The organism is Micromonospora inaquosa, assembly GCF_003857055.1.
GTDB lineage: Bacteria > Actinomycetota > Actinomycetes > Mycobacteriales > Micromonosporaceae > Micromonospora > Micromonospora inaquosa.
On record NZ_QGSZ01000150.1, the window covers coordinates 1 to 13,442 of the forward strand.

The 13,442-nt window shown below is 70.1% G+C and carries 9 protein-coding genes and 2 CRISPR repeat arrays; of the genes, 8 read left to right on the plus strand and 1 reads right to left on the minus strand.

Features of this window, described 5'->3' with window-relative positions:
• Nucleotides 1-224: 224 nt before the first annotated feature.
• The 8 genes from DLJ59_RS06755 to DLJ59_RS06790 all read left to right on the plus strand — a co-directional run bounded on the left by DLJ59_RS06755 (nucleotide 225) and on the right by DLJ59_RS06790 (nucleotide 9,877).
• The gene (locus DLJ59_RS06755) at nucleotides 225-767 is read left to right on the plus strand and encodes a relaxase/mobilization nuclease domain-containing protein (RefSeq protein ID WP_124771647.1); all 543 of its coding nucleotides are present in this window, start codon (nucleotides 225-227) and stop codon (nucleotides 765-767) included.
• Entirely contained in the window at nucleotides 764-1,519 is a 756-nt protein-coding gene (locus DLJ59_RS06760; protein ID WP_124771648.1) for a TnsA-like heteromeric transposase endonuclease subunit, read from the plus strand. The genes DLJ59_RS06755 and DLJ59_RS06760 overlap by 4 nt, the downstream gene beginning before the upstream one ends.
• Nucleotides 1,519-3,534 (plus strand): Mu transposase C-terminal domain-containing protein, encoded by a 2,016-nt coding sequence (locus DLJ59_RS06765; protein ID WP_124771649.1) that lies wholly within the window; start codon nucleotides 1,519-1,521, stop codon nucleotides 3,532-3,534. The genes DLJ59_RS06760 and DLJ59_RS06765 overlap by 1 nt, the downstream gene beginning before the upstream one ends.
• A complete protein-coding gene (locus DLJ59_RS06770) occupies nucleotides 3,531-4,589 on the plus strand; it encodes a TniB family NTP-binding protein (protein WP_124771650.1) in 1,059 nt (352 codons plus the stop codon). Before DLJ59_RS06765 ends, DLJ59_RS06770 begins: the two co-directional genes overlap by 4 nt.
• Nucleotides 4,589-5,884 carry a TniQ family protein gene (locus DLJ59_RS06775; protein WP_124771664.1) on the plus strand — a complete coding sequence of 432 codons (1,296 nt, stop codon included), beginning with the start codon at nucleotides 4,589-4,591 and terminating at the stop codon, nucleotides 5,882-5,884. Before DLJ59_RS06770 ends, DLJ59_RS06775 begins: the two co-directional genes overlap by 1 nt.
• A gap of 408 nt (nucleotides 5,885-6,292) precedes the next feature.
• Nucleotides 6,293-6,652, plus strand: coding sequence for a peptidase inhibitor family I36 protein (locus DLJ59_RS06780; RefSeq protein WP_158630793.1), 360 nt, complete (start codon nucleotides 6,293-6,295; stop codon nucleotides 6,650-6,652).
• Nucleotides 6,646-7,368: an ABC transporter ATP-binding protein gene (locus DLJ59_RS06785; RefSeq protein ID WP_244235863.1), complete on the plus strand. Its 723-nt coding sequence runs from the start codon at nucleotides 6,646-6,648 to the stop codon at nucleotides 7,366-7,368. The genes DLJ59_RS06780 and DLJ59_RS06785 overlap by 7 nt, the downstream gene beginning before the upstream one ends.
• 430 nt (nucleotides 7,369-7,798) lie before the next feature.
• Nucleotides 7,799-9,877, plus strand: a complete 2,079-nt coding sequence (locus DLJ59_RS06790) for an ABC transporter permease family protein (protein ID WP_124771652.1) — start codon at nucleotides 7,799-7,801, stop codon at nucleotides 9,875-9,877.
• A gap of 585 nt (nucleotides 9,878-10,462) precedes the next feature.
• A CRISPR array of direct repeats spans nucleotides 10,463-12,138; the repeat unit is 28 nt; unit sequence CTGCTCCCCGCGCACGCGGGGGTGATCC.
• 92 nt (nucleotides 12,139-12,230) lie between these two features.
• A CRISPR array of direct repeats spans nucleotides 12,231-12,869; the repeat unit is 28 nt; unit sequence CTGCTCCCCGCGCACGCGGGGGTGATCC.
• A gap of 319 nt (nucleotides 12,870-13,188) precedes the next feature.
• Here DLJ59_RS06790 and DLJ59_RS06795 read toward each other — a convergent pair.
• Nucleotides 13,189-13,434, minus strand: coding sequence for a helix-turn-helix domain-containing protein (locus tag DLJ59_RS06795; RefSeq protein ID WP_124771653.1), 246 nt, complete (start codon nucleotides 13,432-13,434; stop codon nucleotides 13,189-13,191).
• Nucleotides 13,435-13,442 lie beyond the last annotated feature (8 nt).

The following is a 13,442-nucleotide window of genomic DNA, read 5'->3' on the forward strand; positions in this document are numbered from 1 at the left end:
TTACGCTGTGGCACGCGGCCACCGCCAGATCTAACGTTATGTCCACAACAGACAGACGATCATGCGGTGGCCGCACCTCGTCCACCAGCCCCAACAGCTACATCTCAAACGGCGGCTGTCGTACTAGTCGGCGCCACGACGGCGCTCGACGCCGGCCGGTGCGCCGCCGCGGTGCAGCGCCTGGACGAGTTGGTGGACCGCGTGCACGCGCTGCTCAGGTCGTCGTGATCTGCCGGATCCGCCGCCGCAGCGCGCGCCCGCTGGACCTGCTGCGCTACCTGTTCGGACCGGGTGAGCGGGGCGAGCACGACAACCCACGGCTCGTCGGCGCCTGGGCGAGGGCCGCCGTCGGCGGCGTCCACGAACTGGCCAGGTCGGCGCAAGGCTTCTCGGTGGTCCGGCTGTCCCGTCTGCTCGACCAGCCTGTGGCCGCTGCGATCAGCCCGCCTCGCCGGCCGGTCTGGCACTGCTCGGTGCACAACCACCCGGCGGATCCGACCCTGTCTGACCAGCAGTGGGGCGCGATCGCCGCCGAGTTCACCGCCGCGGTCGGGCTGGCGTCACCGGCCGATGACGCCGGCGCCCGGTGGGTGGCGGTGCGCCACGGCCTCGACCACATCCACATCGTGGCCACGCTGGTAGGGCAGGACGGGGCCACCGTCTGGACCCGCAACGACTACCACCGCTGCCAGCGGCTGGCTCGGGACCTGGAGCGGCGTCTCGGACTGTTCCAGCTCGGCGCTACCAGCGCGCGGAACGCGGCATGACGGCGCTGCGGGCGCTACCGGGAGGCGCTGCCGGCCCGGTCGGTGACGGGTTCGAGGTCGGCTTCATCACCGACGACGGCGTCGAGCGGCGGGCGCTGCTTACCGAGGCCTGGGCGGTGCCGTTCGAGCAGTGCCGGCCGGTGCGCCGGTTCCCGTCCTACAAGGGCCAGAAGCACCACTCGGGCCGGTGGTGGTCGGCCACGGCGGGCGGGCACGTCGGGTTCGAGTCGTGGCTGGAACGCGACCACCTGATGCTGCTCGACTTCGACCCGAGGGTCGTTGCGGTCTCGTCGCAGCCGTTCTGGTTGTTCTGGACCACGCCGCAGGGCAAGACCCGTTCCCACGCCCCGGACTACTTCGCCCGCCGCGGCGACGGCAGCGCCGTGGTGGTCGACTGCCGCCCCACCGATCGGATCAAACCGAAGGACGCAGCGGCGTTCGACGCCACCCGCGCCGCCTGCGACCTGGTCGGCTGGAACTACCAGCTGGTCGGCGCCACCGACGCGATCCGCAGCGCGAACGTCCGCTGGCTGGCCGGCTATCGTCATCCACGCCACCAGGTCGAGCCGGTCGCGGCAGCGCTGCGCCGGGCATTCGCCGCACCGGCGCCGCTCATGGCCGGGGCGGAAGCCGTCGGCGACCCGATAGCGGTGCTGCCGGTGCTGTTCCACCTGCTCTGGTGCCATGACCTCAACGCGGACCTGTCGACGCCGCTGCACCCGGGCACCGTGGTCAGCGCGGTGGTGTCCTGATGGCCCCGGCCAGGCCGGTGCTGCGTCCCGGCGACTGGGTCCACTTCGACGGCGGCGAGCACCAGGTCGTCGGGTTGGCCGGTGCCACGGTCCGGCTGCGCTCGGGCGCCGGCGCCGAGCAGGTGGTCCTCGCCGGGCACCTCATGGCCACGCCCGGCTTCGCCGTGGTCGACGCCGGTACGGCACCGACGGTCGAGCCGTTCGGGCTGCTCGACGCGCTGCCCGAGGAAACGCTCGCGGCGGCGAGGCGGTGGGAGCAGCACCTCGTTGAGGTCGAGACCGGACTACCACCCGCCGCCGCGCCGGGCGCGACAGCGCGACCCGAGTACGACCCGGCGACGCGCAGCCTGGCTCAGCGGCAGCGCGCCAAGGCCGCTGAGCTGGGCGTCAGTCTCCGCACGATCGAGGGTCGCCGCGCTCGCTACCTCGCGCAGGGACTTTGGGGGTTGGTTGATCAGCGGGCGGTGCGCGAGTGGGAAGCGACCGGTCGCGTTGACGCGCGGCTGGTCGACGCGCTGCGGGAAGTGATCGCCGAGCAGACGAACGTCTCGACCGGCACCCGGTCGAGGCTGATCCGCCGCGCCGTCAAACGCGTCGAGGAGCTTCACGGGGCCGGGGTGGTGCCCCTGCCGGGACGCAGCACGTTCTACGCCCTGGTGGAGCGGCTCACGGCCGGCAGGCACACGTTCGGCTCGGCGATCACCCGCCGGCAGACGGCGAACCGGCCGGCTGGCGCGTTCACTCCGACGTTCGCCGGTCGCCCGGGTGAGCAGGTCCAGATCGACTCCACTCCGATCGACGTGATGGTGCTGCTCGACGACGGGCTGCCGGTCCGCGCGGACATGACCATCGCCATCGACGTCGCCACCCGCACCGTCTGCGCCGCGGTGCTGCGCCCGGTCGGCACCAAGGCCGTCGACGCCGCGCTGCTGCTGGCCAAGATGCTGGTCCCCGAGCCGATGCGACCGGGCTGGGCCAACGCGCTGCGCCTGTCCGCGTCCAGGCTGCCGCACGCCCGGCTGCTCGACATCGACGCCCGGATGCGCGAGGCCGCCGCCCGGCCGGTCATCGTCCCCGACACCGTCGTCATCGACCACGGCCGCGTCTTCGTCTCCGAGACCTTCGACCGCGCCTGCAACCGGCTCGGCATCTCTGTCCAGCCCGCCCGCAAGGACACCCCGACCGACAAGGGCATCGTCGAGGCCACCCACAAGTCGATCAAAACGCTGTTCGCGCAGCATGTCGCCGGCTACACCGGCGGCAACCCGACCCTGCGCGGCCGTGACGTCGCCGCCGCCTGGACGATCGGTGAGCTGCAAGACCTGCTCGATGAGTGGCTGATCGTGGGCTGGCAGCACCGCCCGCACGACGCGCTGCGCGACCCGCACCAGCCCCGCCGGATGCTCACGCCGAACGAGAAATACGCCGCGCTCGTCGCCGCGGCCGGTTACCTGCCGCTGCCCCTGGCAAGCGACGACTACCTCGAACTGCTGCCCGTCCAGTGGCGCCAGATCAACGACTACGGCATCCGGATCGACAACCGCACCTACGACTGCGCGGCGCTGGGCCCCTGGCGGCGGCAGCACTCCGGCGTGATCGCCCGCCGCGGCCTCTGGGAAGTCCACTACGACCCCTACGACGTCTCCCAGGTGTTCCTGCGCACCCCCGACGGCTGGATCACCGTCCCGTGGACCCACCTGCCGATGATCACCGCGCCGTTCGCCGATTTCACCTGGCGTCACGCCCGCCGCCTCACCGTCGAGCGTGGCCGCGACGCCGGCAACGAGTCCGAGGTCGCCCGGGTGCTCGACGAGCTGCTCACCCGCGCCGAGCACGGACCGGACCGGACCAGCGCCAAGGCCGTCGCCCGCACCCGCGCGGTCGGCAGCGCACACGGCCGGCCAGCACCCGATCAGCGCCCCACGCCCACGCCGGTCGTTGACGAGCGTTCGGACGCCGAGGTCATCCCGTTCGGTGTCTTCGACGCCGACGCCGAAGCCGAAAGGTGGATATGAGCGCCGCCCCCGACCCCTTGACCCCGGATGACCCGCTCACCACCAAAGAGGGCTGGCGCCGGTTCGTGGACTACCAGCCCGAGCCGGCCGCGCCGGCCGGCGCCGCTGCCCGGCTGTCGCTGACACCCGGGCAGCGGGCCGCGCAGGACGAGGCCCGCCGCGACTACCACGCCATGCTGCCGCTGGTGAACACCCCGACGATCCGGCAGGTCCTCACCACCGGGCGGCTACTGGTCCAGCTCAACCGGCATCAGATATCCGCCCGGCGCGGGCTGATCCTGTCCGGTGCCTCCGGCACCGGCAAGACTACCGCGCTCACCCAGTTGGGCCGCACCCACGAACGCGCCGTCCGCAAGCGCCACCCAGGGCGCAAACACCACCTGCCGGTCCTCTACTGCACCGTCCCACCTGCGGCCACCGCCCGGATGCTCGCCGTCGAGTTCGCCCGGTTCTTCGGCCTGGAGTTCTCGCCCCGCACCAACCTGCCCGACATCGTCAACGCCGTTTGCGCCACCGCCGCGCACACCGGCGTCGAGCTGGTCCTGGTCGACGAGATCCACAACCTCAACCTCGCCACCCGCTCCGGCGCCGAGGTCTCCGACCAGCTCAAATACTTCGCCGAACGCCTCCCTGCCACGTTCGTCTACGCCGGGATCGAGGTCGAGGCCCAGGGACTGTTCGCCGGGGTCCGCGGCCGGCAGATCGCCGGCCGGTTCACCCTGATCGCCTCCACGCCGTTCGCCTACGGCACCGCCGAGCAGCGCGCCGCCTGGCGGTCCCTGGTCTCGACACTGGAAGGCATGCTGCGCCTGCGCGAGCATCGCCCCGGCACGCTGGTCTCGCTCGACGAATACCTCTACCAGCGAACCGGCGGAATGATCGGCAGCCTGTCGCAGCTCATTCGCGGCGCCGCGATCCTGGCCATCGAGGACGACACCGAGCAGATCACCCGCGAGCTGCTCGACTTCATCCCGGTCGACTACGCCGCCGAACGCGCCAACGCTGCGACGAAGGCCCGGCCCGCGACCGCGACCCGCAAGCAGGTCCCCGCGTGATGCGCTCGCGCCTGCCGATCGCGGTCGCACCCGCGCACCACGAGACCGCCGCCTCCTACATCACCCGCCTCGCAGCCCTGCACGGAATGTCGTTCGACGAACTCTGGCACCAGGTCAGCCGACCCCGCGTCGCCACCAGCCAATCCCGATACATCGCCGCGGACCTGCTCGCCGCCGTCACCGGCCTGCCGCAAGCGCTGCTCGTCCGCGCCGTGATCGAGCTGCGCCGGCCCGAACCGGACTGGTTGGCCTACCGCCACGAAGCGCAGCGCGGCTGCCCACGCTGCACCGCCCGGCACCCCGGCGGAACCGTCCTTCAGCTACTCCCGCACCACCGCTACGTCTGCACCCGCCACCACATCTGGATCGGCCCGCCCGACCTGGTCGACCAGCCCTGCCTACCACTGCACGACCTACCCGAAATAGTTGCAGCGCAACGCGCCCACCTGCGGCTGCTGCACCGCCTCGGCCCGGCCGCCACATTCGACGCCGTCCTCACCGGATTCCTGATCTGCGCCCACCGCTGGAGCCAGAACCCCGCCGACGACAACGACCTCGACGCACGCCTCGACTGGCGCGACCGCGCCGACGTCCTCATCCCCCACGGCACCGAGAAGACCACCTTCAGCACCACCCGACTGTTCGCCGTGACCTATCCCGAAGCCGTCAAGCTCGCCGCGCTCGTCGGGTCTCTGCACTGGCGGCGCCTCGCCGCCGGCGGCCCTGACGGCCAGCTCCGGTTCACCACCGAGATCAGGCGGCGGCTCGGCGACCCGTACTACCGGCCCCAAGTTACGAACGACCCGATCGCCCGCTGGATCGACCAGGACTGCTGGCAGCCGCCCAGCCTGCCCCGCAGCACCTACCGCGCGGCTCGCACCTTCGGCGGCCGCACCGGCCCCAAGGTCACCGACCGCGCCCGCGACAGCAACGGCCGCAGCGCCACCTGGTTCGCCCGCACCCGCCGCGCCGGCCGAGCCATGCTCTATCACCGCCACCTCACCGCGGTACTGGTCCGTGACTGGTCCATCCCCATGACGACGTTCTCGGCCACCGTCCACGCCACCGCGAACACCCAGAACTTCCGCGACGAAGCAGTCCAGAACATGTCCGTCGCAACCCTCATCGAACTCGCAACGGCCGAGTATCTGCGGCCCCAAGCGGCCCCGTCGGATTACCTCGACACCGCAGTCACACCGGCCCCTTGGGCGACCCGCACCGGCCCCAAGATCAGCGCCGGCCGACTCGCGCTAGGCAAGGAACGCACCGGCTACGGAATGTCGATCCCGCGGTGACCCCAACCACCGATACCGCAAAGTAGGTCCGGACAACCGACCGATTGTCCTATCCGGATGAACCTTGCGTTGATTTTGCGGCGTCCGCATCTACTCGGCGGGCGAGTCATGGTTGGCGCGGGAAGGAATGGCGCAGAAGTCGGTCGCGTCCGCGTTGGCCGGGCATCACCCACGCGCACTCCCGACCGCACGTCTCGCCAATCCCTTCCACGCGAATGCTTCTGTTGGAATTCCCACGCTTCTCCGGGATGAATACGAGTCATGTCGGTAGGTTCACGTTCCGCAAGGCGAGACGCACTCAAATTCATTGACCGCTTGAGATCAGCAACTTACGGTTCTGCGCATGCAAGTCGGTTGTCTGGTGGTCGTGTCAGGGCCGCTGGACGCGAGGAGGGAGAGCGCGTCGGCGTGAAGAAACTGTTGCTGGCGGGGGCGGTGATCGCGGCCGGAGGGCTGGCGTTTCCGGCCGCCGCGTCGGCTGGAAACCCGTCACTCTGCGGATCTGACCTGGTGTGCATCTACGATGGGAACAGCTGGGTTGGGTTCTTGGGTTCGCGTGGTCCGGGTGGGGGTCTCGCCAATGTGAGTGCCTCTGCGAACGATCACATGGACTCGTGGGAGAACCGTACGAACACGAATGCCGCCTGGTACTACGACCACGACGGTGGAGGGCATTGCCGAACGATGGCCAAGCTGACCGAGGACGACAACGTGAATGTGTTGAACAGCGATGAGCTGTCGTCGTGGCGGACTGACCGCGGGTGCTGACCTCGCCGGCCGGCGCCGCTGAAATCCTGCTCGCCGTCGAGGGTGTTAGCCGCCGCTTCGTAACCCGTTCGGAGACGGTGTGGGCCGTGCGGGATGCCGACCTGCGGGCGAGCGCAGGCGAGTTCGTCTGTGTCTTCGGTGCCAGCGGGTCCGGCAAGTCGACCCTGCTGAACCTCATCGCGGGACTGGACCAGGCGGACGCCGGCCGGATCCTCGTTGAGTCGACCGACGTTGGCCGGCTCAACGAGGACCAGCGGGCACGACTGCGCTTGAGCAACGTCGGGGTGGTCTTTCAGGACCACAACCTCATTGAGGAGTTCACGGCGCGGGAGAACGTGGTGTTGCCTCTGGAGGTTATCGGTGTGCCCTCCGTGCAGGCGTTAGAGCAAGCCGATCAGCAACTCGCGAGGGTCGGGCTGGAGGGCTTGGGCGGCCGGCTGCCGAGCCAATTGTCCGGCGGGCAGCGGCAGCGGGTTGGGATCGCGCGGGCGTTGGCCGGCGACCGGCGGGTGTTGCTGGCTGACGAGCCGACTGGGGCGTTGGACTCCACCAACTCACGCGCTCTGTTCGGTTTGCTGCGGCAGTTGTGTGACCAGGGAACCCTTGCGGTCGTTTGCACCCACGACACGATGTGTCGCGAGTACGCCGACAGTGTGTACGAGATGGTCGACGGGCGCGTGCTCCGCCGGGAACTGACAGCGGAGAGGGCGACCTGAGGTGTCGATCCGGCTGGTCGCCTCCGTGGCGCGCAGATTCATGCGCAGCAGGTCGCTGGCCCGGTCGACCTTCCTCGTCGCCGCGACCGCCGCGCTGCTGGTGGCAGTGTTCGTCACCCTCAACGCCTTTACCCTGTCCCCACGGCAGGTCACCGACCGCGACCTTGGGCGTTTCGACTCGCAAGTCGATTTGAGTAACGTGACCACGATCCGGCCCGGCAGCGCCGACGTGGCTGGCGAGATCGCTGCGGCGGCCCGCGCCAGCGGGGCGTCGGAGACAGTCGCGGCCCTGGTCTCGTTCGACGTGCGCCCGGACATGACCCAACCGCCGTTCACGCTCTACACCGAGGCCCTGTGGCCGGCCGAGCCGTTCCCTGACCGCTACCAACTGCGGCAAGGACGGTGGCCGAGCCAACCCGGCGAGGTGGCGGTGACCGATGCGCTGCGGCGCGTCCTCGGGCCGATCGAGTCGTTCACCGTCTTCTCCGGCAACGACCGCTTGCGCGTCGTGGGCGTTGCCGAGGATCTGTTCGGGGACACACCGCGCATCCTCGCCGCACAAGGCACCTGGGCGTCGCTCAGCGAGGCGACCAGCCGCAACTTCTCCACTGTCCTGGCGACCGCGACGCTTCTGTGGAACGGCGGCGTCCAGCAGCACGTGCTCACGGCGGTGGCCGCAGTCGTCGCCAGCAACGTGCCAGAGGCCTCGCCTGCAACCGTCGAGGCGCAGCTCGCCGCTGAGACGCGCACCCGAGCAGACGAGCTGACCAAGCTGCGCCGCCCCTGGACCGACCGAATCCCGCTGGCCTACGATCTGCCCTCACTAGCGCTGCCGCTGCTGGCGGTGCTCACCGTGTTCGGCCTCAACGCGCGTCGATTCCGCAAGAGCCTGGCGATCCTGACATCGGTGGGGATGAGCAGAGCTACCGCCACGGCGGGCGTGGCCGCTGCGACAACGGTGTGGACCCTCGCCGCCACGCTCGCCGGCATTCTCGCCGGGATCGGCCTCGGCGCTGCCAGCCGGCCAGTGGCGGACCATTTTCTCGCCGGTCCGATTTCACCCTGGCCGGGTCTGGTGGCGCCTGCCGCGCGGCTGCTAGGCGTCACCGTCGCGGCGTGCACGGCGGCGGCGCTGTTGTTGCACCTGGCCCACCCCCGGTCCACCGGAGCTGCGGCGCCTTCCCGGGCACCGTCAGCCCGGGCGGGGAAGAAACGCACGCGCGTCACCGGCGCGGCCGTGCGGCGAATCGCCGCCACCGTCCTAGGGGTCGCGATAATCGTGCAGATCGGCGTGCTCGATTCCGTCGAGGAAGCGATGGTGCTGACCGCGACTGTTGCGGCGACGGTTCTGCTGTTCACGCCCGAAGTCGTCGGCATAGCGATCCGTCTACTGCCCACCACCGACCCCCGTAGCCACCTGGGCCGCAAGCAGCTGCACAACGACCGGGCCCGCGCGGTGGCCGCCGTCGCGGTCCTCACCACGACGCTCGGTGCTCCCTTGGGACTGACGACGCTGCTGGCAACACTCATCACGACCGCGCAGGAAGACGTCGTCGCCACCGTCGCCCCGCACCAAGTGGTGCTATCAGGACCCGGAGGGGCCATGCAGCCGCCCTCCCGCGATGTCGTCACCGCCGTGTCGGCCCGACTCGCCGACGCCGCGCCGCCGGTCAAGACCGGTTACCTGACAACCGAAACGGTGCACGTCACAGTCAAGGACGCTGGCATCGGCGCGGTCCTTGTGGTGGAAACGCCCGAGCAGGCCAGCCGCCTCAACAACGGTCCCCTCAGCGACGCGCAACTCCAGACGCTGCAACGCGGCGGCCTGCTCGTGTGGAATGAGGGACCCGATCAGCGGCAGTTGCTCAGCCATGACCTGACCAGCGACCGGGTGGTCGCCACCAGCCCGCCCCTGCCAGCCGCCCGCGCCGCCTTCGAACCAACCTGGACCTCCGGAGTCAGTGGACTACTGCTCGCAACGACCGCCCAACGCCTCAATCTCGCCATCAGCCCGGCGGCGATCGTGTTCACCAACGTCACCGACGATCAAGCAACTTCCGCGGAGCAAGCCGCTATCGACAACGGCCTCGACCCGCTGCAAGTCGGGATCTACCAGCCGCCGGAACCCATCACGGTCCCGCCGGCCTACTACACCGCCGTCCTCGGACTCGCCGCGATCGTCCTGGCCACCACCATGGCCGTCGCCAGAAGCCAGGTAATCACCCTACGCAGCTACCTCGGCCGGCTCATCGCCATCGGTCTGTCCCCGCGATGGGCGCGACACGTCCTACTCATCCAGAACGGCCTCATCATCCTGACCAGCACCGTGCTCGCCGCCCTCATCGCCGTGCCACCAGTCATCGTCGCCGCGATCAAACTCCGAGGCTTCACCCTGTCCATCCCCTGGACATGGCTATTGGTGATCACCGCAGCGTTCTACATCGCCACCCTCGCAGCCAGTGTCGCCTCCAGCCGGCGCCTCATCAGCAAGGACCGCCTCACCGCCTGACCGGCGGCGAAGCGCCGCGGGCTTGGCCATGCTGCGCCGGCGGATCTGTTCACAGCGTCGCCAGCAACGCGCCTGCCCCCAGCCCAACGGCTGAACAGCCCCTGAGGCCCTAAACTCCGCAAAGTAAGTCCGGACGATCTGGTCGCCATCCGTCCGGACCTATCTGCGGAGCCCCAGGTCGGACATGCGTCGAACCGCAGGGTTCGACCGGACGAGACACGGCCCTACCAAACCCGACCGACCAGGGTTCCCGAGGTCGGCAGGGCAGCATCCGGGCGCCGGAGGTGTGATCCCGTCCGCCGGCGATGGCGATGTTTCGAAGGTGGGCGATGCCCGAAGCTGCGTCGATAGCCGCGCACAACGCCCACGGCTTGATCTTCATCAGCGGGTGTTCGACCTCGGCCCACCCCATGCGGCGATGCCTATTCGCCGAGCGCTCCACTTAAGCCTCATCAACTATCCTGTAGCGGAGTCCGCTCGTCCTCTATCTACCTACTACGCGAACACGAACAAGGTGAGACGGCCTTGCGAGACCTAGTGAATGAAAACTGCGAAGTCGATCTCTAACGCCCCAGGTCAAGAAGCCTGCTCCCCGCGCACGCGGGGGTGATCCGTAACCGATGCACATGGAGCGTAGCTTGTCAAGCTGCTCCCCGCGCACGCGGGGGTGATCCGTGGCTAGGTCCGATCAGCTCGATGTCGCACAGCTGCTCCCCGCGCACGCGGGGGTGATCCACGCTGGGCCCGTTCACCGGCCAAGCCTTCGGTCTGCTCCCCGCGCACGCGGGGGTGATCCCATCACCTCGTGGGGGCGGTGCCGGCCGGTGACCTGCTCCCCGCGCACGCGGGGGTGATCCCATATGCAACCGCAACCTACTCGGCGCGGGCGTCTGCTCCCCGCGCACGCGGGGGTGATCCCGCGGCGCCCATCAGTCGTTCACCTCCTGGTCCCTGCTCCCCGCGCACGCGGGGGTGATCCGGCGGTGGCCAGTCCCTCGCTGTCGCACTCAGCCTGCTCCCCGCGCACGCGGGGGTGATCCGTTGCACCCGGCGTGGTTATGACGATCTACCTACTGCTCCCCGCGCACGCGGGGGTGATCCCATGCGCCGCCGGTGCCGCGCTGGCGCCGACTTCTGCTCCCCGCGCACGCGGGGGTGATCCCAAGCAGATACTCGCCAAGGTCCGCTCGATCGTCTGCTCCCCGCGCACGCGGGGGTGATCCGATCGGTATCAAGTTCGGCCGGAAGTTCAGGTTCTGCTCCCCGCGCACGCGGGGGTGATCCCGCGGCCAGCATGTCCGAGATCCGGTCGACGAGCTGCTCCCCGCGCACGCGGGGATGATCCCGCTGCGACAGGCGATGGCCTTGGCCCTGATGTACTGCTCCCCGCGCACGCGGGGGTGATCCCGGCGGGTTCGGCGCGTCGAATCGGATCACGTCCTGCTCCCCGCGCACGCGGGGGTGATCCGTTCAAGCCGCACCGCTCGACTCAGGTCACGGCCTGCTCCCCCCGCACGCGGGGGTGATCCCAAGACGGAGACGCTGCGCAAAGACTGGTCAGACTGCTCCCCGCGCACGCGGGGGTGATCCTCGCACCGCGTCCAGGAGACTCGCGTAGGTCGTCTGCTCCCCGCGCACGCGGGGGTGATCCGTGTCGAGGATGGCAGTCAGGTACGGGACGAACTCTGCTCCCCGCGCACGCGGGGGTGATCCGGCCACCGCCCGCGCGCTCGCGTTCGTCGGTGTCTGCCCCCCGCGCACGCGGGGGTGATCCCCCGGTAGCGGATTTGCGGCGGATCAGCGATCCTGCTCCCCGCGCACGCGGGGGTGATCCCATATCCCCGGCGGCATCACCGACACCGTCCAGCTGCTCCCCGCGCACGCGGGGGTGATCCCCGGTGGAAGCTGACCCGTAGGGGCGGGTCGTCCTGCTCCCCGCGCACGCGGGGGTGATCCCCCTCAGCGAGTGGCCCTGTCCAGCCGGGGCGTCTGCTCCCCGCGCACGCGGGGGTGATCCCGACAACGCCTCCAACAGGTTCTCGACCACTGCCTGCTCCCCGCGCACGCGGGGGTGATCCGGGCCGGGCGCGTCGGGGAGGCGCGCCCGGCCCCTGCTCCCCGCGCACGCGGGGGTGATCCCGCGGGGGGGAAGGATTCCCTCGACAAGGAAACCGCTCCCCGCGCACGCGGGGGTGATCCCCGGCGCGCGTGGCACTCGTTCAGGAACGCGACCTGCTCCCCGCGCACGCGGGGGTGATCCGGACGCAACTACCCGCGTAGGCACCCTGCACGCCTGCTCCCCGCGCACGCGGGGTGATCCGGACTGGGACCTCGACGCCCTGGCGGCGTTCGACTGCTCCCCGCGCACGCGGGGGTGATCCCGGTTTCCACGGCATTCTGCCGGACGCCATTGCCTGCTCCCCGCGCACGCGGGGGTGATCCCCCACCGCGCGCACCACGAACCGGGCCACCGCACTGCTCCCCGCGCACGCGGGGGTGATCCCGACGGCCAGCTGGTGCCGTGGTCAGCCGAGCTCTGTTCCCCGCGCACGCGGGGGTGATCCCACCATCCCGGCGAAGCGGCCGATGCCCAACAGCTGCTCCCCGCGCACGCGGGGGTGATCCGCTGACGCGGGCCCGCTCGGCGGTCTTTGCGAGCTGCTCCCCGCGCACGCGGGGGTAATCCCCTGCTCTCCGGCCCCGCGGAGGGCGAGTACGTCTGCTCCCCGCGCACGCGGGGGTGATCCGGCGCGGACGGGCTGTGGCACTGCTACGTCACCCTGCTCCCCGCGCACGCGGGGGTGATCCCGCGGCTCGCGTGTTCACCGCCCCGGCCCGGAGCTGCTCCCCGCGCACGCGGGGGTGATCCGAAGGTCACTGCGGCTGCCGCCGCTATCGTCGCCTGCTCCCCGCGCACGTGGGGGTAATCCGGAGATCGTCCGCATGTTCGGCGCCAGGGACAACTGCTCCCCGCGCACGCGGGGGTGAGCCTGAAGGCATCGTGACCCGAGTTGCTAACATCGGCTGCTCCCCGCGCACGCGGGGTGATCCGCCCTGGTAGGTGTTGAACACCGACCCGTCCTGCTGCTCCCCGCACACGCGGGGGTAATCCGGGTTTCGCCCGGGACCGTGTCCTGCCCGGTTACCTGCTCCCCGCGCACGCGGGGGTGAGCCCGTGCCAGACGTCGCCGAGCGGTGGAAGTTGTTTCGCTCCCCGCGTACGCGGGGGTGACGTCGGCGGTCGAGGGACCGGTAGGTAACCGGGGGACGGCCCAGCCGTAAGTGCGATTTATCAGAACCTGCTCAGCCGACTACTCAACGCCAAGCAGCTTGAGGATCGCACGAACGGGCACCACGTACCGCCGGCCCACACGTAGAAGGCGCACCGGGAACTCGTTGGTTTTGGCCAAGTCATAAGCCTTCGTGCGCCCGATTCCCAAGATCGCTCCAGCGGTCTCAATATCGGTGGTGACGCCCAGGTCACGCACCGCATCGATCGTCCACACCTGATCTCGCAACCGACTCGACTGGCGTCCGTCGCTTGTGGTGGTTGCCATCGTTCGCG

Excerpts from the sequence above, each read along its gene's own strand:
- DLJ59_RS06760 (WP_124771648.1), top strand. The coding sequence starts at position 764 with ATGACGGCGCTGCGGGCGCTACCGGGAGGCGCTGCCGGCCCGGTCGGT.
- DLJ59_RS06765 (WP_124771649.1), top strand. The coding sequence starts at position 1,519 with ATGGCCCCGGCCAGGCCGGTGCTGCGTCCCGGCGACTGGGTCCACTTC.
- DLJ59_RS06770 (WP_124771650.1), top strand. The coding sequence starts at position 3,531 with ATGAGCGCCGCCCCCGACCCCTTGACCCCGGATGACCCGCTCACCACC.
- DLJ59_RS06775 (WP_124771664.1), top strand. The coding sequence starts at position 4,589 with ATGCGCTCGCGCCTGCCGATCGCGGTCGCACCCGCGCACCACGAGACC.
- DLJ59_RS06795 (WP_124771653.1), bottom strand. The coding sequence starts at position 13,434 with ATGGCAACCACCACAAGCGACGGACGCCAGTCGAGTCGGTTGCGAGAT.